Raw genomic sequence first — 18,896 nt, 5'->3', positions numbered from 1 at the left:
AAGGAAGTCGGTCTATGACAGCAGTCGGGATTATTGCAGAATATAATCCATTTCATAATGGACATGCGTACCATTTGGCACAAGCGAAAAAAATTACAGGTGCTGAGACGGCGGTTGTTGTGATGTCTGGTAATTTTGTTCAACGTGGCCTCCCCGCAATTTTTGATAAGTGGCAACGAGCCTCATTAGCATTGGCAGGTGGTGCAGATGTGATTTATGAATTACCGTTTGCATTTGCAGTGCAACCAGCACACTTATTTGCACGAGGTGCAGTTCAGATTTTGCATGCAGCTGGTGTCAAGAAAATAGTGTTTGGCGCAGAACATGCGCAGTTAGACTTTATGTTTTTAGCGAAAACAGCCCAAAAAATATTGACAACTAATCCAGCATTTAAGGCAGATTATACGCAAACTTATGCGACTACCTTTAACGAAGTATTAAAGCAAGCGACGGGGAAACAGTTATCTGAGCCCAATGATCTATTAGGATTTGCTTATGCGACAGCTGTTTTAGAGCTTGGTTATGAAGATACCATGACATTGGTACCAATTCAACGAGTAGGCGCTAATTATCACCAAGCTGAAATTACGGATACACATATTGCAAGTGCAACTGCCTTACGAAAATTAATGCAACAGCGTGCCACAATCACGGCCTATCAAGCTTATGGCTCATCTGAAATGGCTAGGTTATTAAGCCAAGGATCGCAAATTCAAGATTGGGCAACTGCGTGGTACCCATTATTAAAATATAAAGTATTAACATCAACTGTTGAGGAATTAGAACAAATTTATCAACTATCAGATGGCTTGGCATACCGACTGAAAGGGCAACTGACGAGACATACACGAGATGACTATCAGACGTTTATGACTAGATTTAAGAGTAAACGTTACACGTGGTCACGCATACAACGAACGGCTCTATATACATTATTGAATGTTAAGCATACGGAAATGATGCAAGCGTTAGAGCAGCCTTATCTACGATTATTAGGTGCAACCAAACAAGGTCGGCTATTTATTAAACAACATCGTGAACAAACAACGTTACCAGTCATTAATAAGGTGACACAAGAAGAAATCGAGGGCCGATTACAATTAGATTATCGTGCTGGTAAATTATACGAGTTGATGACCAAACAGCCAATGACACAAGTAATGGATACGGGACGTATCCCCCAATTTTTTGACTGAGAAAGGAATTAGGAATGAAGTGGCAATTTTCAGAATTACAAACTTATAAAGATGAACCATTACAATTTAACGAAACAGTGACTTTAGCGAATGACTTAGTGAATAAATTTGATGATGTCATCAAGCAAGTAACACCATTGACTGTGGCTGGTTTTGCACAAAATGATGATGATGATGTCTTTATTCATGCACATGTTACTGGTGAACTGGTGACACCTTCAACACGATCGTTAACACCGGTAACAGTACCAATTGCATTGGACATTGATGAAACTTACATTCAAGACAAGCAACATGAAGCACGTTATACGGATGAACAGTCAGTGATTTTAATCACTGATGGTATGATTAACTTTGATGAAGCTTTGTTAGAATATGTTGTTTTATCCATTCCATTACAAGTTTTAACTGAAGAAGAAGCAACAAATGATACAATGCCAACGGGACAAGATTGGTCTGTTATCTCTGAAGACACATACGAAAATCAAAAACAAGCAACAAAACAACAAAATACACCTTTGTCAGGTTTAGCTGATTTATTGAAAGATGATGAAAAATAAATCTTGGTAATTGTTTGTTATAAGGATTAGAAACAGGCCAGAGCAACTTGCGTTCTGGTCTTGTTTATTAAAGAAAGGGTGATTGTCGCATGGCTAAATCAAAAACGACACCAATGATGGCGCAATATAACGAGATAAAAGCGCAATATCCAGATGCTTTTTTATTCTATCGTTTAGGTGATTTTTATGAACTATTTAATGATGATGCCATTGTCGGTTCACAAATTCTAGAATTAACATTAACGCAACGTAATAAAAATTCTGCTGAGCCAATTCCAATGGCAGGTGTCCCCCACCATGCTGCGCAAAATTATATTGATATCTTAGTTGATAAAGGGTACAAAGTAGCAGTCGTTGAACAAATGGAAAATCCCGCAGAAGCAGAGGGAATGGTAAAACGTGAAGTTGTCCAACTTGTGACACCAGGAACGCGTATGAAAACGTCTGCAGATGCGGCTAAAGAAAATAATTATTTAGTTGGTTTAGCTACTACGCCATCAAATCTATACGGATTAGCTTATACAGACTTATCAACAGGTGAAATCAAAGCTACTAGTCTGAATGGTGTGAATGGTATTTTAAATGAAATCAGTCGTTTGGAAACAAAAGAAATTGTGACGGCAAGTGAGTTGCCTAATGATTTACGTGCTAATTTAACAACTTTAGGTATATTGATTTCTAAGGTTGATCCTCAGGCAGATAGCCATGCTGAAATAACATTTTTGACTCAGAAACTTGCAGATGAAACGGCTAAAAATGCGGCTGCTACTTTATTAAACTATCTTTTTGATACACAAAAGCGCTCACTTGATCATTTACAACAAGCCACTGCGTATGAGGTTGCCCAATATTTAAAAATGGATCGACATTCACGAGCTAATTTAGAATTAACGGTTAATTTACGGACACAACAACGGTCGGGCACGTTACTTTGGCTATTGGATGAAACAAAAACAGCAATGGGTGGTCGGGCTTTAAAACAATGGTTAGAACAACCATTGTTAGATGCTGATTTATTAACGCAACGTTATGATAAGATTGGTGAACTAATTAAAGATTTCTTTGGCCGTTCTGCCTTACAAGAAACACTACAATCTGTGTACGATTTAGAGCGCTTGGCTGGTCGGGTGGCTTACGGTACGGCAAATGGTCGAGATTTATTACAATTACGCAATTCTTTGCGTCAAGTGCCTGATATTTTAGTTATTTTGGCAGATCTTGATCCTGCTATTTTTGGTAGTTTGCATGCACAAATTGATCCAGTGACAGATATTGAAACACTCATTAGTGAATCAATTACGGATGAACCACCTATTTCAGTAACGGATGGGGGTGTTATTCGTACCGGCTATGATGAACAACTGGACCAGTATCGTGATGTTATGACAAATGGCAAAACTTGGTTGGCGGAATTAGAAGCGCACGAACGTGAAGTAACAGGTATTAATTCATTAAAAATAGGGTTCAATAAAGTCTTTGGTTACTATATTGAAGTCACAAAATCAAATATTCCCAAATTAGATCCAGATCGCTATACACGTAAGCAAACTTTGGTTAATGCTGAGCGCTTTATCACGCCAGAATTAAAAGAACGTGAACAGATGATTTTAGAAGCTGAGACGAAATCAAGTGAATTAGAGTATCAATTATTTACAAAAGTGCGTCAAATCATTAAAGATAATATTCAACGCATTCAAACATTAGCAGCTAATCTGGCACAATTAGATGTTTTACAATCGTTAGCAACAGTTGCAGAAAAATATCATTTTATTCGGCCAACTTTAACTAAAGAACATACAATTGATATTGTGGGTGGTCGTCATCCCGTGGTCGAAAAAGTACTGGGACATCAGTCATATGTGGCAAATGATGTTACGATGAGTCCAGATGATATGATTTTACTGATTACGGGTCCAAATATGTCGGGTAAATCAACATATATGCGTCAATTAGCGCTAATCGTTGTCATGGCACAAATCGGATCATATGTTCCTGCTGATACAGCGACACTGCCCATATTTGATCAAATATTTACGAGAATTGGTGCTGCTGATGATTTGATATCTGGTAATTCAACGTTTATGGTTGAAATGGCAGAGGCAAATACAGCTTTACAAAACGCAACACAAAATTCGTTGATCCTATTTGATGAACTAGGCCGTGGTACAGCAACCTATGATGGTATGGCACTTGCACAAGCGATTATTGAATATGTCCACCAACATACAAAAGCAAAGACGCTATTTTCAACGCATTATCATGAGTTGACGGCATTAGCAGATGAATTGACTGGTTTACGTAATGTTCATGTTGGCGCTACTGAGAAAGATGGTGAATTAATTTTTTCACATAAAGTCTTGTCAGGTCCAGCAGATCAAAGTTACGGTATCAATGTTGCAAAATTAGCTGGCTTACCAGAAGATTTGATCAAACGAGCAGCATATATCTTAACAAATTTAGAGTCACAGGATGTGTCATTGAAAACCGCACCGATGCAAAAAATCGCAATGAATGACACGACAGCTTCTGTCACACCAACCGATGTTGTTAGCGAATCAGCATTAGATACGGTCAAATCTAAGCCAACGGATGCGCAATTGGATTTGTTTACTTTACCGGATCCAGTGAATCCAGAAGCACAACAAGTTGTTGATGAATTGAAAAATATTAATGTGGCTACGATGACACCATTAGAAGCATTAATGAAACTGAATGAATGGCAACAAACGATACAATAATTGGGAGGAGCGCTATGACTGAAATTCATGAATTATCAGATATTCTCGCTAATCAAATTGCAGCTGGTGAGGTTATTGAACGACCAGGATCTGTCGTAAAAGAGTTGGTCGAGAACGCATTGGATGCGCATGCCACCCAAATTGATGTGTTGGTTGAAGAAGCTGGTGTAAAATCTATTCGCGTGATTGATAATGGTGAGGGTATTCCAACAGAACAAGTGACACGTGCTTTTCTACGACATGCCACTTCTAAAATTAATTCACGACAAGATTTATTTCGTGTTCGCTCTTTAGGTTTTCGTGGTGAGGCTTTACCATCGATTGCCTCAGTTGCTGACGTTGTCTTACAAACAGCAACTGCTGATGCAAGTCAAGGAGCAAAAGTGCATTATCGAGGAGGAAAATTACTTGAAGACACTGGCACTGATGCACGACAAGGAACTGATATTACCGTTACTGATTTGTTTTTTAATACACCGGCACGTTTAAAATATTTAAAATCGCAAGCAACGGAATTATCACAAATTGTTGATGTCATTAATCGATTAGCCATGAGTTATCCTAATGTTGCTTTCCATTTAGTTCATAATGATAAAGAATTGCTACAAACAGCTGGAAATGGTAACTTACAGCAAGTTATTGCGAGTGTTTATGGTGTGCAACAAGCAAGAAAAATGCTGGCAGTTACAGGTCATGATAACGATTTCGATATTAATGGATTTATTTCATTGCCAGAATTGACACGGGCAAATCGGTCATATATTTCAATTCTCATTAATGGTCGTTTTGTTAAAAATTATAATTTAAGTAAAGCCATTGTTAAAGGATATGGTTCAAAATTAATGGTGGGACGGTTTCCAATTGCTATTTTGCAAATTAAAATGGATCCATTGTTAGTTGATGTGAATGTGCATCCTCAAAAACATGAGGTACGGTTATCAAAAGAAACACAGTTGATGGCTTTGATTGAAGAATTAATTGTACAACGTTTTACAAATGAAAATTTAATTCCAGATGCTTATGATAATTATATGAAAAGCAAAGCGGTATCTGATGTCGCCCCAGAACAGGATAATGAGCAGTTCATGGCACAATTACAAGAGGTATCAATGTCATTTCCAAGGCAGCCAATCACTTCAGAAAGTCATGAACTAACGTCAGCGGCAAGCATTGATTCTAAGCAGGATGAACAGGCAATTGACCCAGTGATCGTTACCAAAGCGTCTGAATTATCTGATGTAGCTGTACAACGATTTGTGGCCAAGTATACGTCTGAAACTGATCAACAACCATTTACTGAAATTGCCACACCAGTTGCTGCAGAAGAGGTTTCTTTATCATTGTCAGAAACATCACCTGTCATTGATACGCATCAAGATAAGCCATTTCCAGACTTACAATACATTGGTCAAATGCATGGGACTTTTCTATTTGCACAGACACAAGATGGGTTTTATATTGTTGATCAACATGCTGCCCAGGAAAGAATCAAATATGAATATTACCGTGAAGAAATTGGCAAAGTTGGTTTAGAAAGTCAGAAACTACTTGTACCAATCGTATTAACTTATCCTAAAATTGATATTTTAAAAATCCAAGCTCATGAAGATGAACTTAATCAAGTTGGCTTACATCTAGAATCATTTGGTGATGATGCTGTCATTGTTAGAGAACATCCGGGTTGGTTTGAAAAGGGACAAGAAGAGGAAACGATTCGTGAAATGGTTGACTGGCTATTACGTGATGGTCAAATTACAACGAAAGACTTTCGTGAGAAAACAGCGATCATGATGTCGTGTAAACGATCAATTAAGGCTAATTGGTCATTAAATGACTATGAAGCACGAGGATTACTTGAACAATTATCACATGCTCATAATCCATATAATTGCCCTCATGGACGACCAGTATTAGTTTCTTTCACAAATGTTGATATGGAAAAAATGTTTAAACGCATACAAGATTCGCATGAATCATGGGTTGAGTATGATAATCACCCATTTTAATGAAATAATTGAGGGGAATAAAAAATGCAAGCCAGAGTTTTTTTTGCGACGATTACCGGAAACAATGAAGATGTTGCAGATGTTATTGTCAATACTTTCAGAAATGAGGGTGTTGATGTGATTAAGGAAGATATCCAATTAATTGATCCACAAGATATATCTGCTCATGAGACTGATATTGTTGTGGTCGTCCCATATACCTTTGATAAGGGATCGTTACCAGATGAAGCATTAGATTTTTATGAAGACTTAGTTGATACTGATTTAAGTGGCATTGTGTATGGGGTTTCTGGTTCAGGTGATGATTTTTATGGTGATGATTTTGCCGTTGCAATTGATAAATTTGAACAACAATTTGAAAAAACAGGCGCTATTAAAGGTGCATCAGGTGTTAAAGTTAATTTGAGTCCTGATCAAGAGGCAACAAAAGATTTACAAAGTTTTACAAAACAATTAATCGTCACTGCACAGGCACTTAAAAAATAAAAAACTTTCATTTTTGATGTTTTCGGGTATAATAAAAGGCGAATATAAAAACGTTGAAGAAAACACGTCGTTTAACAAGTTATGTTATAAGAGAGCCAATGGTGGTGGAAATTGGTAGCATAGGTTAAGTGGTACTATTTCTGAGTGTGCTGTGATTAAATAGCAACGTTCCCCGCGTTAAGGGATCAGAGTTTAACAGTACGGCTGTTATAAATTCGGGTGGTACCGCGTATAAGCGCCCCGTTATTAGAGTTATTCTAATGACGGGGCGCTTTTTGTTTCAAACTTGACGAGTTAATCAACGATGAATTAAAAGGAGAAATAATTATGGCAGATATACAAATAACATTTCCAGATGGTGCACAAAAAGATTTTCCAGCTCATGTGACACCATTGGCAATTGCAAAAAGTATTTCATCATCATTGGCTAAGAAGGCTGTTTCTGGTAAATTAAATGGTCATTATGTTGGTATGAACGATGAAATCAGTGAGAGTGGTAATTTTGAATTAATTACTAAAGATGATGCAGAAGGACTGAAGTTATTACGTCACTCTGTATCTCACTTGTTAGCACAAGCTTTGAATCGTTTATATCCAGATCAAATTCATTATGGGGTTGGTCCGGCAATTGATAACGGGTTCTACTATGATACTGATAAGGTCGAAGGTAACCAAATTTCAGATGATCAATTCCCAGAAATTGAAAAGATGATGAAGCGTATTGTCAAGGAAAACTTACCAATTGTTTCACGCGAAATTAGTCGCGAAGAAGCATTAGATATGTTTAAAAATGATCCATATAAGATTGAATTGATTAATGATTTACCAGCTGATGAACGCATTTCAATTGCTGTACAAGGTGAACATGTGGAATTAGATCGCGGTGGTTTGGTGCCATCAACTGGTTGGATAAAGTATTTCAAGTTAACATCTGTTGCTGGTGCTTACTGGCGTGGTAAGTCATCAAATCCAATGTTACAACGTATTTATGGAACAGCGTTTTGGAATGCTGAAGATTTAGATGCTGAAATGACTCGCCGTGCTGAAGCCAAAGAACGTGATCACCGTAAAATTGGGGCAGATCAAGACCTCTTCTTTACTTCACAAGAAGTGGGCTCAGGGTTGGCCGTTTGGATGCCTAATGGTGCTGCAATTCGTCGTACATTAGAACGTTATATTGTCGACCGCGAAGTGCAAGATGGTTACCAACATGTTTATACACCAGTTTTATCAAATCTAAACTTATATAAGCAATCTGGTCACTGGGATCATTATCGTGACGATATGTTCCCACCAATGGATATGGGAGATGGTGAATTCCTAGAACTTCGTCCGATGAACTGTCCATCACACATTATGGTATACAAGCATCATCAACGATCATATCGTGATTTGCCATTCCGTGTAGCAGAACTTGGTATGATGCACCGCTATGAGAAATCAGGAGCATTAACTGGTCTGTCACGTGTCCGTGAAATGACGTTGAATGATGGTCACACATTTGTGATGCTTGACCAAATTGAAGATGAGTTTAAAAAGATTCTACAATTAATGGTAGATGTCTATAAAGACTTTGACATCACTGATTATCGTTTCCGGTTATCATATCGTGATCCTAAAAATACTGAAAAGTACTTTGATGATGACGAAATGTGGGAAAAAGCCCAACGTATGTTGAAAGGGGCCATGGATGACATGGGCTTAACGTACTTTGAAGCTGAAGGAGAAGCCGCTTTCTATGGTCCAAAATTAGATGTGCAGATTAAGACAGCATTGGGGGGAGAAGAGACCTTATCAACGATTCAACTTGATTTCTTACTTCCTGAGCGATTTGATGTGACATATGTTGGATCAGATGGTGAATTACACCGACCAGTGATGATTCACCGTGGTATCATTTCTACGATGGAGCGTTTCACAGCATACTTAACTGAAATGTATAAGGGTGCTTTCCCAACATGGTTGGCACCACATCAAGTACGAATTATCCCAGTTAACCGAGAAGCTCATGGTGAATTTGCCCAAAAGTTATCAGATCGTTTGGTAAAGCAAGGTGTTCGTGCAGAATATGATGGTCGCAATGAAAAGTTGGGTTATTTGATTCGTAATGCACAATCACTAAAGATACCATATACATTAGTGATTGGAGATGAAGAAGTCTCAAATGATACGGTCACGATTCGTCGTTTTGGTTCACGTGATACACGCGTGAAATCAGTCGATCAATTTGAGCAAGATTTGTTAGCTGATATTGCAAATCATTCAAGAGCCTTGGATACCTTAGAAAAAGCTGTTAAAGGTGAATAATCATTAGTTAGTCGTCAGTCATTAAGGGCCGTGAATCTAACCATTTTTAATTTGGTAGATTCACGGCCTTTAAATGTGTGCTAAAAGTTGGCGACTGATTAAAGCAACGACTAGTGATATAACTGGTTTTATACGAGCGTTGGTCCAACTTTTTTAAAAGCAATTGTAAACAAATTAACTTGTCTTTCCATTGCAAATGATAAACGTTTGGTATATTATTGGTCTATACCAAAAAAACGAAAAATGGAGTGGCATCATGAAAATTATTGAAGTAGAAGATCAACAAGCTGGTGGTAAGGTCGGGTTTAATCTTTTTAAAGATGCATTGGCAGCTAACGCCACAGTATTTGGTTTAGCAACCGGGTCATCACCCATATCGATTTATCAAGAGTTGATAACGAGTGATATTGATTTTTCTGATAAAATTTCAATTAATTTAGATGAATATCAAGGTTTAGCTGGTACACATGAACAAAGTTACCGTTATTTTATGAATAAAAATTTATTTGATAAAAAGCCATTTAAGGAAAGCTATGTGCCAAATGGTTTGGCGGCAAATGTAACCGATGAACTTGAGCGTTATGATAATATCATCGCAGAACATCCAATTGATTTGCAATTACTTGGCTTGGGTCAAAATGGACATATTGGTTTTAACGAACCAGGCACATCTTTTGATAGTCAGACACATGTTGTTGACTTAACACCATCAACTATTGCTGCAAATGCACGTTTCTTTGACAATGAAGAGGAAGTACCTCGTCGTGCCATATCAATGGGCATTGGTAGCATTTTAAATGCTAAGCAAATTCTTTTAGTTGCATATGGTGAAAATAAAGCAGCAGCAGTTGCCGCAATGATTGAAGGACCAGTTACTGAAGATATGCCAGCAAGTGCTTTACAAAAGCATGATGATGTTATTGTCATTATTGATCATGCGGCAGCAGCAAACTTGCAACATCGCGATCAAATTATTGCATTGTAATGTTATCAAAGTAAAAAGTTAAGCTATTGAGTAAACCATTTTAATTGAAAATAGTCGTCAATTTACCATATTTTTAAATTGGTGAATTGACGACTTTTATTATAGATTAAAAAATAATTGTCTGATGGTTATACGACTTGCTCTATAAATAATAGATATTTTTATAATTAATGATGGCTAGTGTAAAGACCCATGCATGTGCTAAACTTATATGTAAAGTTAAAGAAGAGGGTTAACCCATGAACATGACAGGAAATGATTTTATCAGTATGCTGACTGATGAAACTTATGAACAAAAAACATTTGAGGCAGCAGATCAAGCGACAATTAATTTGGATGATTTATTTGCTTATGTTGAAACAGCTGCAAAACACAATCAAATTTTTAGTGCCACAATGGTAATTAATGAAGAGCAACCAATCACTTTACGATTAGAAACGAGCTTAATTAATTTACCATTACGATATACAAATGCGATTCGTAAAATTGTCATTAATGATCCTGAAGAAGAGGTGTCATTATATATGATTGTGGAGCACCCATTGGTGACCAAGTCACATTTATTGATTAAAAAAGCAGCATCAGTGCAATCATTTTTGGATGATCCAACTTCTGTCGAAGAAAAGATGACGGCTTTCTTCAATGAACAGATTAATATCATTAATGAGAACAAAGCAACCGCATTGGAAATGGCTGAGAATGCTGATCAAGTAGTTGAATCCAAAGCAAACTAAGTGACAGTCTATTTGATAAAGAAAGGGTAAACGAATGAAACATAATGTTATCTCATCGCATAAGGTCATTGGGACAATTATTAGTATCGTTGTTTTTATCATTTTATTTAAATATTTCGCCATACAAATTGGTGATACAAAGGATAACGCCACATTAGCACCAGCATGGTTAGCTTTGACGACAACGATTTTTGGCCCGATATCTGGTGCAGTAACAGCATTTGTCGGTCATATGACAACAGATCTACTCACTAATAGTGGTACAGGTACAGTTTGGTGGACTTGGACAATTGCTGATGGTCTGTTTGGTTTATTTATTGGACTGATTACAAGACGTTTGGCAATTTTTATGGGTAAATTGACAACGCGTAAATTAATCCTATTTAATATTTGGCAATTTTTGGCTAATTTTGTTGTTTGGGTGATTATTGCGCCGCTGGGTGATTATTGGGTATATAATTTACCACTGGCTGCAGCCGTTAAAGAGGGATTGTTGATCATGGCTGTGAATACAATCATGATTGCAATCGTTGGATCATTGTTGTTAAGAGTTTATCAACATTATTTTATTGACTAGTACCAATATTTATGCATGTAAAGGGTACGGCACGATATCAGTATTACAATGAATATGAGGTGGATAGATCGTTAAAATTAAGCGGTTTATTCGCCTTTTAAATTTCAAATAACGTGGTGAGAAGATAAAACTTATGATAAAATTTATGCATAAGAATGAATAAAAGCGAGGCTAATATGGCAAAAATTATTGATGGGAAAGCAATTGCTAAGCAATTACGAGCTGCAGTATTAGAGCAAACAACTGTTTTAAAAAAACACGCGGTGACACCAGGGTTAGCGGTTATTTTAATTGGAGATGATCCAGCAAGTGAAATTTATGTACGCAATAAGGAACGTGCAGCAGGTAAAGTTGGTGTTAATGCAATCACGTTGAAATATCCAAGCACGGCCTCTGAAACCGAAATTTTAGCAAAAATTGCAGCACTCAATGCTGATGATACGATTGATGCGATTTTGGTGCAAAGTCCAGTACCATCACAAATCAATGAACAAAAGGTGCAGGAAGCAATTATTCCCACAAAAGATGTGGACGGGTTTCACCCCGAAAATGTCGGTAGATTGTATGCTGATCAGGCAGGTTATTACCCAATTGCCAACACGCCGCGAGGCATTATGACTATGCTTAAGCATGAGAATATTTGTTTACGTCATCAGTTTGTTGTGATTATTGGCCGGTCGATTCTTGTTGGTCGGCCAATGTTTGCCTTAATGCAAGCGGCAGATGCTAGTGTGACAATGTTACATCGACACACGCCAGCAAAATTGCGTCGTGATTTACTAGCAATGGCAGATATTGTCATCGTGGCAACGGGTGTACCGGATCTAGTAATGGGTGCTGATTTAAAACCTGGCGCAACAGTCGTTGATGTTGGTATGAATCGATTACCTAATAATAAATTAGTTGGGGATGTGAATTTTGCAACCGCTGAAAAAGTTGCCGGAGCAATCACACCTGTGCCTGGTGGTGTTGGCCCAATGACTATTGCCACATTATTACAAACAACAGTTGAATTGGCAGCAATTCATCATCAAATAGAATTGGAGTCAGGATGGCAGAATATTTAACAGTTTCCGCGCTCACAGCCTATTTAAAACGCAAATTTACAGCTGATCCATATCTAAAAAAAGTCTACGTTACTGGTGAGATTTCGAATTATCGTCATCGTCCAGGACATCAATATTTTAAAATTAAAGATGACCAAGCGGTTATTTCAGCAACCATGTTCAAATCGGCTTTTAATCGATTGAAATTTCAACTAGAACCAGGCATGAAAGTCAATGTTGTTGGACATCTTGATTTATATGCACCTAATGGCTCGTATAGTCTGATTATTGAATCGTTGGCGCCAGATGGTGTGGGGGCGCTTTATAAAGCTTATGAACAATTAAAAAATAAATTGGAAAAAGAAGGATTGTTCCAAGCAAGACATGCTGATATCCCCTCATTTCCAAAGAAAATTGCTGTTATCACTTCACCAAGTGGTGCGGTTATTCGTGATATTATGACCACTGTGCAACGCCGCTTTCCAATTGCACAAATTATACTATATCCTGCCGTTGTACAAGGGGAAGGGGCAATTTCATCGCTCTGTCAACAAATTGAAGCAGTCAATCAAGCTGCTGATTATGATGTATTAATTATTGGACGTGGTGGTGGGTCAATAGAAGATTTATGGGCATTTAACGATGAACAGGTGGCTCGTAAATTGTTAACAGTTTCCATGCCAGTGATTAGTTCGGTTGGGCATGAAACTGATACGACCATTGCGGATTTTATTGCGGATAAACGAGCAGCAACACCAACAGCTGCCGCAGAATTAGCAACGCCAGTACCATTAGCTGATTTATGGTTAGCCATTCAACAAGATCAACAAAAATTGGTCATGTTATTACAACGAGAAATTGCTCAACGGCAGGATTATTTAACACGACTGCAACAAAGTTATGTTTTAACAAATCCATCACGTTTATATGAAGGATACTTACAACGTTTGGATATTGCTCAAGAAAAATTGGTGCGGGCAATGACGACACAAATTGATAGTGAAAAGCAACAGTTGCAAACATTGACACCACGTTTAGAAATAAGTATGCAATTTATAATGAAACAAGTACAACAACGTTTTAGACAGGTTGTCGCTAGTTTGCAGTTAGTCAGTCCTCTAGCAATTTTAGGTCGAGGTTACAGTGTCACAAGAAAAGATCAGAAAGTTATTCGACAAGTGAACCAAATCGCTGTTCAGGATGAGATTACAATTCAGATATCAGATGGTGAGTTGACAGCACAAGTGACTGGAAAGAAAGAGAATAAAGATGGCAGAGAAGACATTTGAAGAAAATTTAACTACGTTAGAAAAAATCGTTAGTCAACTAGAAAAAGGAGATGTGCCACTTGAAGAAGCTCTAAAACAATTTGAAACAGGTGTTAAAATTAGTCAAGAGTTACAAAATACACTTCAAAATGCAGAAAAAAGTTTAGCCAAAATTGTTAATGAAGATGGTAGTATTAGTGATTTTAACAAGGGAGAATAACTAATGCGCTTAAAAGAATTTGCAACGATTGCTTTGCCACTCATTGAACAAACATTAGCCAATGAATTAAAAAATAGTACTTCTGAACCACGATTAAAAGAAGCCATGACTTATGCTGTCATGGCGGGTGGCAAGCGATTAAGGCCAATGCTGTCATTAGCGGTTTTGGCAACGTATCATCTACCAATTAAAAATTATTTAAAGGAAGCTAGTTCGTTAGAATTAATTCATACGTATAGTTTGATTCATGATGATTTACCAGCAATGGATGATGATGAATGGCGTCGTGGTAAACCGACAACACATCGCGCATTTGGTGAAGATATAGCTATTTTAGCTGGTGATGCGCTACAGCCATTAGCATTTGAGTGGTTAACAGCAGCAAATGAATTTCTGACAGATCACCAAAAAGTACAACTAACTTTGGCACTCGCAAAAGCGGCTGGTCCTAAGGGAATGGTTGCTGGTCAAGTACTAGATATCAAAGCGATGCAACAAAGTAAGGTATCGCTAACAGAGACACGGGCTATTCATTATCATAAGACCGGTGCCTTGATTGCTTATGCATTACAATCAGGTGCGATTATGGCTGATGCGACACGAGAAGTGCAACAGATACTTTATGAATTTGGCATGGCTTATGGCTTGGCTTTTCAAATTAAAGATGATTTAGATGACTATCAATTGGGAAAAGTTGAAGCACAATCATATCCAACATTATTGGGTGTGCCAGCAACATTAACAGCACTGCAAGAACAAATGACACTGGCGAAGCAAGCATTACAAAAATTCCATTTAGAAACACAATTAGAAACCACATTATTAGCATCATTTTTAGATTATTTTATAGAGACACTGGAGTAAACATGGGCATAGAAAAAGAACGAGTAGATGTTTTAGCAGTACAACAAGGCTTATTTCATTCTCGAGAACAAGCCAAAAGAGCAATTATGGCGGGTGAAATACTAGGGGCTAATGAGCAACGAATGGATAAAGCTGGTGAAAAGATAGCAGTCACAACTGAACTTCATTTAAAGGGAACACCAATGCCATATGTTTCACGTGGGGGCTTTAAATTGGAAAAAGCGTTACGTGTTTTCAATATAGATGTGACCGATAAAACGGTTCTTGATATTGGTTCTTCAACAGGCGGTTTTACAGATGTTTCATTGCAAAATGGTGCAAAACTAGTTTATGCCTTAGATGTCGGCACTAATCAATTGGTATGGTCATTACGATCAGATAATCGTGTTGTCGTGATGGAAAACACGAATTTTAGATATTCTCAATTAGCGGATTTTCGCAATGGTCGACCAGATGTCGCAACGATTGACGTCTCTTTCATTTCGTTAAATCTTATTTTACCGCCATTGTCAAAAATATTAGTACCAGGTGGCTCAGTTGCAACCTTGATTAAACCTCAGTTTGAAGCAGGACGTGAAGCTGTTGGAAAACATGGCATTATTAAAGATGCAGCAATTCATAGTCAAGTGATCGATAAAGTTGCAGATTATGCAAAACAAGCAAACTTTAGCATTGTTGGGTTGGATTATTCACCAATTAAGGGTGGTTCGGGAAATATTGAATTTTTAGCACACCTTGTTTTAGATGGTGGTGAAAGTACAATGACGATGGCTGAGCGTGAAGCTGTTGTTCAAGCTGCACATGCGCAATTAAATGCTCATCATGAGGGGAAAGCGGATGAGAAGAACTAAAAAAGAACGGCAACAAGCAATTCGAGAATTAATTAATCAAAAGACGATTCAAAGACAAGAAGATCTTGTGAGTGAGTTGAATAAATTGGGATGGGCAGTGACACAAGCCACGATTTCTCGAGATATTTCTGAAATGCAGTTGGTAAAGGTACCCCTTGAAACAAAGGGGTTTGCGTATGCTGTTGTTGCCCAAACCGATGCGATAGCTCATATTAAACGTATTATTCAAGAACCAACGACGACGATTCGAACGCAGGATAATTTTGTTATGATTACCGTTCTGCCTGGCACAGGTCCTGCGTTAAAATTGGCTTTGGAAGAAGCAAATTTTGAAGAATTATTTGGCATGTTAGGTGATGATTCGGATGTGTTAATTATTTTAAAGAAAGGCATCCAAGCAGAAGCATTTGTGACACAAAAATTACAATAGATTGGATAAACGATTGGAGGACGCATGTTACAAGAACTATCTATTCAAAATTTTGCGATTATTCCAAAATTAAATATTAGTTTTGAGCCAGGAATGACAGTACTGACAGGTGAAACTGGTGCTGGAAAATCTATCATTATCGATGCGGTAGGCTTGCTAACAGGTGGCCGTGGTTCACAAGATTATATTCGTGAAGGTGCCGATACGGCAATTTTACAAGGGCTGATTGATATCGAACCAAATGCAGCGCTTCGTGAAGTTTTACAAGATTTAGGTATTGCTTTGGAAGATAATCAACTACTTATTCATCGTGAACTACACCGTAATGGCCGAAATGTCATTCGAGTCAATAATACCTTGGTGAATGCGACTGCTTTAAAAGCATTAGGACGCCATTTAGTGGATATTCATGGGCAAAATGAACATCAAGCACTGATGCAACCAGAACAGCATTTGGGACTGTTAGATGAGTTTGCAAGTCAACAATTACAACCGATTCTAAAAGAATATCAGAAAACTTATCACAAATATCGACAATTAGAAGCGGCATATCACAAACGACAAGATGATGAGCAAGCTTGGGCGCAACGTTTAGATATGTTAAGTTTTCAAAGTAAAGAACTTAACGAGGCAAATTTGGTTGTTGGTGAAGAAGAACGCCTTGAAACGGAATATCAGGAATTAACGAACTTTCAAGATGTTCTTTCGGCATTGTCAAAAGCATACGAAGCATTGGATGGCGAATGGGAACACAGTGGTTTAGAAACAGTTGCAACAGCTATGAGCGAACTTGAAGATATTGAAGAACTATCACCAAGATATACAAAGTTAACGGAAGCTGTTCGAGGCGCTTATTATGAATTGCAAGAAGCAACTTCAGATATCTTAAATGTTCGAGACAGTTTATCATTTGATGAAGAGCGCTTACAATATGTAGACGAACGATTAAATCTTATTCGTTCATTAGAGAAAAAATATGGTGCTAGTGTAACAGATGTTCTTGCACATCAACAAGAAGTTGATGAAGAATTAGCCCAAATGGGTGGCCATGAACAAAGCGCAGCGACATTAGCTAATGAAGTACAAATAGCCAAAAAAGCAGCCCAAAAATTGGCTGATAAGTTGCATCATATCCGCCTGCAATCAGCAAAGTTATTAACTAGTCAAATTCATGAGCAATTAAAAGATTTGTATATGGATAAAGCGGTTTTTTCAGTAAAATTTACAAATCAAAAAATGAATTTAACAGGTTCAGATGGTGTTGAATTTTATATACAAACTAATTTGGGAGAAGGTGCGAAACCGCTCGCAAAAATTGCTTCGGGTGGTGAACTATCTCGTATGATGTTAGCTATGAAAACAATTTTTTCCCGGGAACAAGGAGTCACATCCATTATATTTGATGAGGTAGATACGGGTGTTTCTGGTCGAGTGGCGCAAGCAATTGCCGAAAAAATTGCTTTTATTGGTCAATACTCACAAGTCTTAACAATTACGCATTTACCACAAGTGGCAGCAGTCGCAGATCACCACTTCTTTATTGAAAAGAAAATTGTTGGTAAACGAACGGAAACAATGGTGCGACCATTAACAGAGGACCAACGAATTGATGAGTTAGCACGTATGTTATCAGGAAATGAACTCACCAGTGCTGCTAAAGAAAATGCGCGAGATTTATTGAAAAGGGCGCATGTTCATAAGAAATCCAGCGAATAAAGTGAATATAGTTGTCTCAAATGGGAAAAACGAGTAAAATATCTACTTAAATAGCGAAACAAAAAGTTAGGAGCATGTGTACCATGAAACGTGGCGTATTAATCGTACTTTCTGGACCATCTGGTGTTGGTAAAGGGACAGTGCGAAAAGCCTTATTTGAGGAACCAGATATTGATTTTCAATATTCTATTTCAATGACCACTAGACAGCCTAGAAATGGTGAAGTAAACGGAGAAGATTATTTTTTTGTGACTCGTGATGAATTTGAAACAGAAATTGCAAATGGTGATATGTTGGAATATGCTGAATATGTAGGCAATTATTATGGTACGCCGAAAAAATTTATCGACCAAACACTTGCTGCAGGCCGCGATGTGCTGTTAGAAATTGATGTCCAAGGTGCTTTACAAGTGAAGGGAAAGATGCCAGAAGGCGCCTATATTTTCCTAACACCACCTGATTTAGCAGCTTTAAAAGAACGGTTAATTGGGCGTGGTACTGAAGCCATGGATGTTATTGATCGTCGTGTCTCGGCAGCAACTGCTGAGATTCGAATGATGGCCAATTATGACTATGCTGTTGTTAATGATGAAGTATCATTGGCAGTTAACCGTATAAAGGACATTATTAAAGTGGAACGATTACGTGTTAATCGTGTATTGCCCGAATATATTAAAATGATTGAGGAGTTAGAAGCATGATTTTATATCCATCTGTTGATAAGTTACTAGAAAAAGTTGATTCACGTTATAAGTTAATTGCTTTGGGAGCAAAACGTGCTCATGAATTAGAAGAAGGTGAATTACCAACTTTAGCAAAGTTTGATTCAGTAAAGCCAATCGGACAAGCTTTTGAAGAGATTGAAGCGGGTAATGTTGTTATTGATGATTCGACAAAATAACAAAATAAATA

General features: G+C 37.6%; 18 protein-coding genes and 1 other annotated feature. All 18 genes read left to right on the top strand.

Annotation, left to right across the window (positions count from 1 at the left end):
* The first annotated feature begins 14 nt into the window (after positions 1–14).
* The 18 genes from AC3B5D_RS05955 (at position 15) to rpoZ (ending at position 18,885) form a co-directional block, all read left to right on the top strand.
* Positions 15–1,196 carry a nucleotidyltransferase gene (locus AC3B5D_RS05955; protein ID WP_489840935.1) on the top strand — a complete coding sequence of 394 codons (1,182 nt, stop codon included), beginning with the start codon at positions 15–17 and terminating at the stop codon, positions 1,194–1,196.
* Positions 1,197–1,210: 14 nt separating this feature from the next.
* Positions 1,211–1,756 carry a YceD family protein gene (locus AC3B5D_RS05950; RefSeq protein WP_489840936.1) on the top strand — a complete coding sequence of 182 codons (546 nt, stop codon included), beginning with the start codon at positions 1,211–1,213 and terminating at the stop codon, positions 1,754–1,756.
* A gap of 89 nt (positions 1,757–1,845) precedes the next feature.
* On the top strand, positions 1,846–4,494 hold the full coding sequence (gene mutS / locus AC3B5D_RS05945) for a DNA mismatch repair protein MutS (protein WP_489840937.1): 2,649 nt from the start codon (positions 1,846–1,848) through the stop codon (positions 4,492–4,494).
* A gap of 14 nt (positions 4,495–4,508) precedes the next feature.
* Positions 4,509–6,500 carry a DNA mismatch repair endonuclease MutL gene (gene mutL / locus AC3B5D_RS05940; RefSeq protein ID WP_489840938.1) on the top strand — a complete coding sequence of 664 codons (1,992 nt, stop codon included), beginning with the start codon at positions 4,509–4,511 and terminating at the stop codon, positions 6,498–6,500.
* Positions 6,501–6,524: 24 nt separating this feature from the next.
* Positions 6,525–6,986 (top strand): flavodoxin, encoded by a 462-nt coding sequence (locus tag AC3B5D_RS05935; protein WP_489840939.1) that lies wholly within the window; start codon positions 6,525–6,527, stop codon positions 6,984–6,986.
* A 44-nt stretch (positions 6,987–7,030) separates the two neighbouring features.
* Positions 7,031–7,232, top strand: a binding site (T-box leader).
* An 81-nt stretch (positions 7,233–7,313) separates the two neighbouring features.
* Positions 7,314–9,293: a threonine--tRNA ligase gene (gene thrS / locus AC3B5D_RS05930; protein WP_489840940.1), complete on the top strand. Its 1,980-nt coding sequence runs from the start codon at positions 7,314–7,316 to the stop codon at positions 9,291–9,293.
* A 256-nt stretch (positions 9,294–9,549) separates the two neighbouring features.
* Positions 9,550–10,278, top strand: a complete 729-nt coding sequence (gene nagB / locus AC3B5D_RS05925) for a glucosamine-6-phosphate deaminase (RefSeq protein ID WP_489840941.1) — start codon at positions 9,550–9,552, stop codon at positions 10,276–10,278.
* Between the two features lie 239 nt (positions 10,279–10,517).
* Positions 10,518–11,012 (top strand): hypothetical protein, encoded by a 495-nt coding sequence (locus tag AC3B5D_RS05920; RefSeq protein ID WP_489840942.1) that lies wholly within the window; start codon positions 10,518–10,520, stop codon positions 11,010–11,012.
* 34 nt (positions 11,013–11,046) lie between these two features.
* Complete coding sequence (locus tag AC3B5D_RS05915; protein WP_489840943.1) at positions 11,047–11,589, top strand: ECF-type riboflavin transporter substrate-binding protein; 543 nt, start codon at positions 11,047–11,049, stop codon at positions 11,587–11,589.
* A gap of 176 nt (positions 11,590–11,765) precedes the next feature.
* On the top strand, positions 11,766–12,656 hold the full coding sequence (locus AC3B5D_RS05910; protein ID WP_489840944.1) for a bifunctional 5,10-methylenetetrahydrofolate dehydrogenase/5,10-methenyltetrahydrofolate cyclohydrolase: 891 nt from the start codon (positions 11,766–11,768) through the stop codon (positions 12,654–12,656).
* Positions 12,641–13,924, top strand: coding sequence for an exodeoxyribonuclease VII large subunit (xseA, locus tag AC3B5D_RS05905; RefSeq protein ID WP_489840945.1), 1,284 nt, complete (start codon positions 12,641–12,643; stop codon positions 13,922–13,924). The genes AC3B5D_RS05910 and xseA overlap by 16 nt, the downstream gene beginning before the upstream one ends.
* A complete protein-coding gene (locus AC3B5D_RS05900) occupies positions 13,905–14,123 on the top strand; it encodes an exodeoxyribonuclease VII small subunit (protein ID WP_489840946.1) in 219 nt (72 codons plus the stop codon). Before xseA ends, AC3B5D_RS05900 begins: the two co-directional genes overlap by 20 nt.
* Before the next feature lie 3 nt (positions 14,124–14,126).
* Entirely contained in the window at positions 14,127–14,987 is an 861-nt protein-coding gene (locus tag AC3B5D_RS05895; RefSeq protein WP_489840947.1) for a polyprenyl synthetase family protein, read from the top strand.
* A gap of 2 nt (positions 14,988–14,989) precedes the next feature.
* The gene (locus tag AC3B5D_RS05890) at positions 14,990–15,838 is read left to right on the top strand and encodes a TlyA family RNA methyltransferase (protein ID WP_489840948.1); all 849 of its coding nucleotides are present in this window, start codon (positions 14,990–14,992) and stop codon (positions 15,836–15,838) included.
* Positions 15,825–16,268, top strand: coding sequence for an arginine repressor (locus AC3B5D_RS05885; RefSeq protein WP_489840949.1), 444 nt, complete (start codon positions 15,825–15,827; stop codon positions 16,266–16,268). The genes AC3B5D_RS05890 and AC3B5D_RS05885 overlap by 14 nt, the downstream gene beginning before the upstream one ends.
* A 24-nt stretch (positions 16,269–16,292) precedes the next feature.
* Positions 16,293–17,984: a DNA repair protein RecN gene (gene recN / locus AC3B5D_RS05880; RefSeq protein ID WP_489840950.1), complete on the top strand. Its 1,692-nt coding sequence runs from the start codon at positions 16,293–16,295 to the stop codon at positions 17,982–17,984.
* Positions 17,985–18,067: 83 nt separating this feature from the next.
* Complete coding sequence (gene gmk / locus AC3B5D_RS05875; RefSeq protein WP_489840951.1) at positions 18,068–18,685, top strand: guanylate kinase; 618 nt, start codon at positions 18,068–18,070, stop codon at positions 18,683–18,685.
* A complete protein-coding gene (gene rpoZ, locus AC3B5D_RS05870; protein ID WP_489840952.1) occupies positions 18,682–18,885 on the top strand; it encodes a DNA-directed RNA polymerase subunit omega in 204 nt (67 codons plus the stop codon). Before gmk ends, rpoZ begins: the two co-directional genes overlap by 4 nt.
* Positions 18,886–18,896: the final 11 nt, after the last annotated feature.

The organism is Weissella sp. ESL1177 (genome assembly GCF_058107185.1).
Note: the sequence above shows the minus strand (reverse complement) of the source record. Positions and strands in the feature narration are given on the sequence as shown.

Bases quoted from the DNA above. Each gene is read 5' to 3' on its own strand.
- AC3B5D_RS05915 (WP_489840943.1), top strand. From the start codon at position 11,047: ATGAAACATAATGTTATCTCATCGCATAAGGTCATTGGGACAATTATT.
- recN (WP_489840950.1), top strand. From the start codon at position 16,293: ATGTTACAAGAACTATCTATTCAAAATTTTGCGATTATTCCAAAATTA.
- AC3B5D_RS05955 (WP_489840935.1), top strand. From the start codon at position 15: ATGACAGCAGTCGGGATTATTGCAGAATATAATCCATTTCATAATGGA.
- mutL (WP_489840938.1), top strand. From the start codon at position 4,509: ATGACTGAAATTCATGAATTATCAGATATTCTCGCTAATCAAATTGCA.
- xseA (WP_489840945.1), top strand. From the start codon at position 12,641: ATGGCAGAATATTTAACAGTTTCCGCGCTCACAGCCTATTTAAAACGC.
- rpoZ (WP_489840952.1), top strand. From the start codon at position 18,682: ATGATTTTATATCCATCTGTTGATAAGTTACTAGAAAAAGTTGATTCA.
- thrS (WP_489840940.1), top strand. From the start codon at position 7,314: ATGGCAGATATACAAATAACATTTCCAGATGGTGCACAAAAAGATTTT.
- AC3B5D_RS05890 (WP_489840948.1), top strand. From the start codon at position 14,990: ATGGGCATAGAAAAAGAACGAGTAGATGTTTTAGCAGTACAACAAGGC.
- gmk (WP_489840951.1), top strand. From the start codon at position 18,068: ATGAAACGTGGCGTATTAATCGTACTTTCTGGACCATCTGGTGTTGGT.
- AC3B5D_RS05935 (WP_489840939.1), top strand. From the start codon at position 6,525: ATGCAAGCCAGAGTTTTTTTTGCGACGATTACCGGAAACAATGAAGAT.
- AC3B5D_RS05950 (WP_489840936.1), top strand. From the start codon at position 1,211: ATGAAGTGGCAATTTTCAGAATTACAAACTTATAAAGATGAACCATTA.
- mutS (WP_489840937.1), top strand. From the start codon at position 1,846: ATGGCTAAATCAAAAACGACACCAATGATGGCGCAATATAACGAGATA.
- nagB (WP_489840941.1), top strand. From the start codon at position 9,550: ATGAAAATTATTGAAGTAGAAGATCAACAAGCTGGTGGTAAGGTCGGG.
- AC3B5D_RS05885 (WP_489840949.1), top strand. From the start codon at position 15,825: ATGAGAAGAACTAAAAAAGAACGGCAACAAGCAATTCGAGAATTAATT.
- AC3B5D_RS05910 (WP_489840944.1), top strand. From the start codon at position 11,766: ATGGCAAAAATTATTGATGGGAAAGCAATTGCTAAGCAATTACGAGCT.
- AC3B5D_RS05895 (WP_489840947.1), top strand. From the start codon at position 14,127: ATGCGCTTAAAAGAATTTGCAACGATTGCTTTGCCACTCATTGAACAA.
- AC3B5D_RS05920 (WP_489840942.1), top strand. From the start codon at position 10,518: ATGAACATGACAGGAAATGATTTTATCAGTATGCTGACTGATGAAACT.
- AC3B5D_RS05900 (WP_489840946.1), top strand. From the start codon at position 13,905: ATGGCAGAGAAGACATTTGAAGAAAATTTAACTACGTTAGAAAAAATC.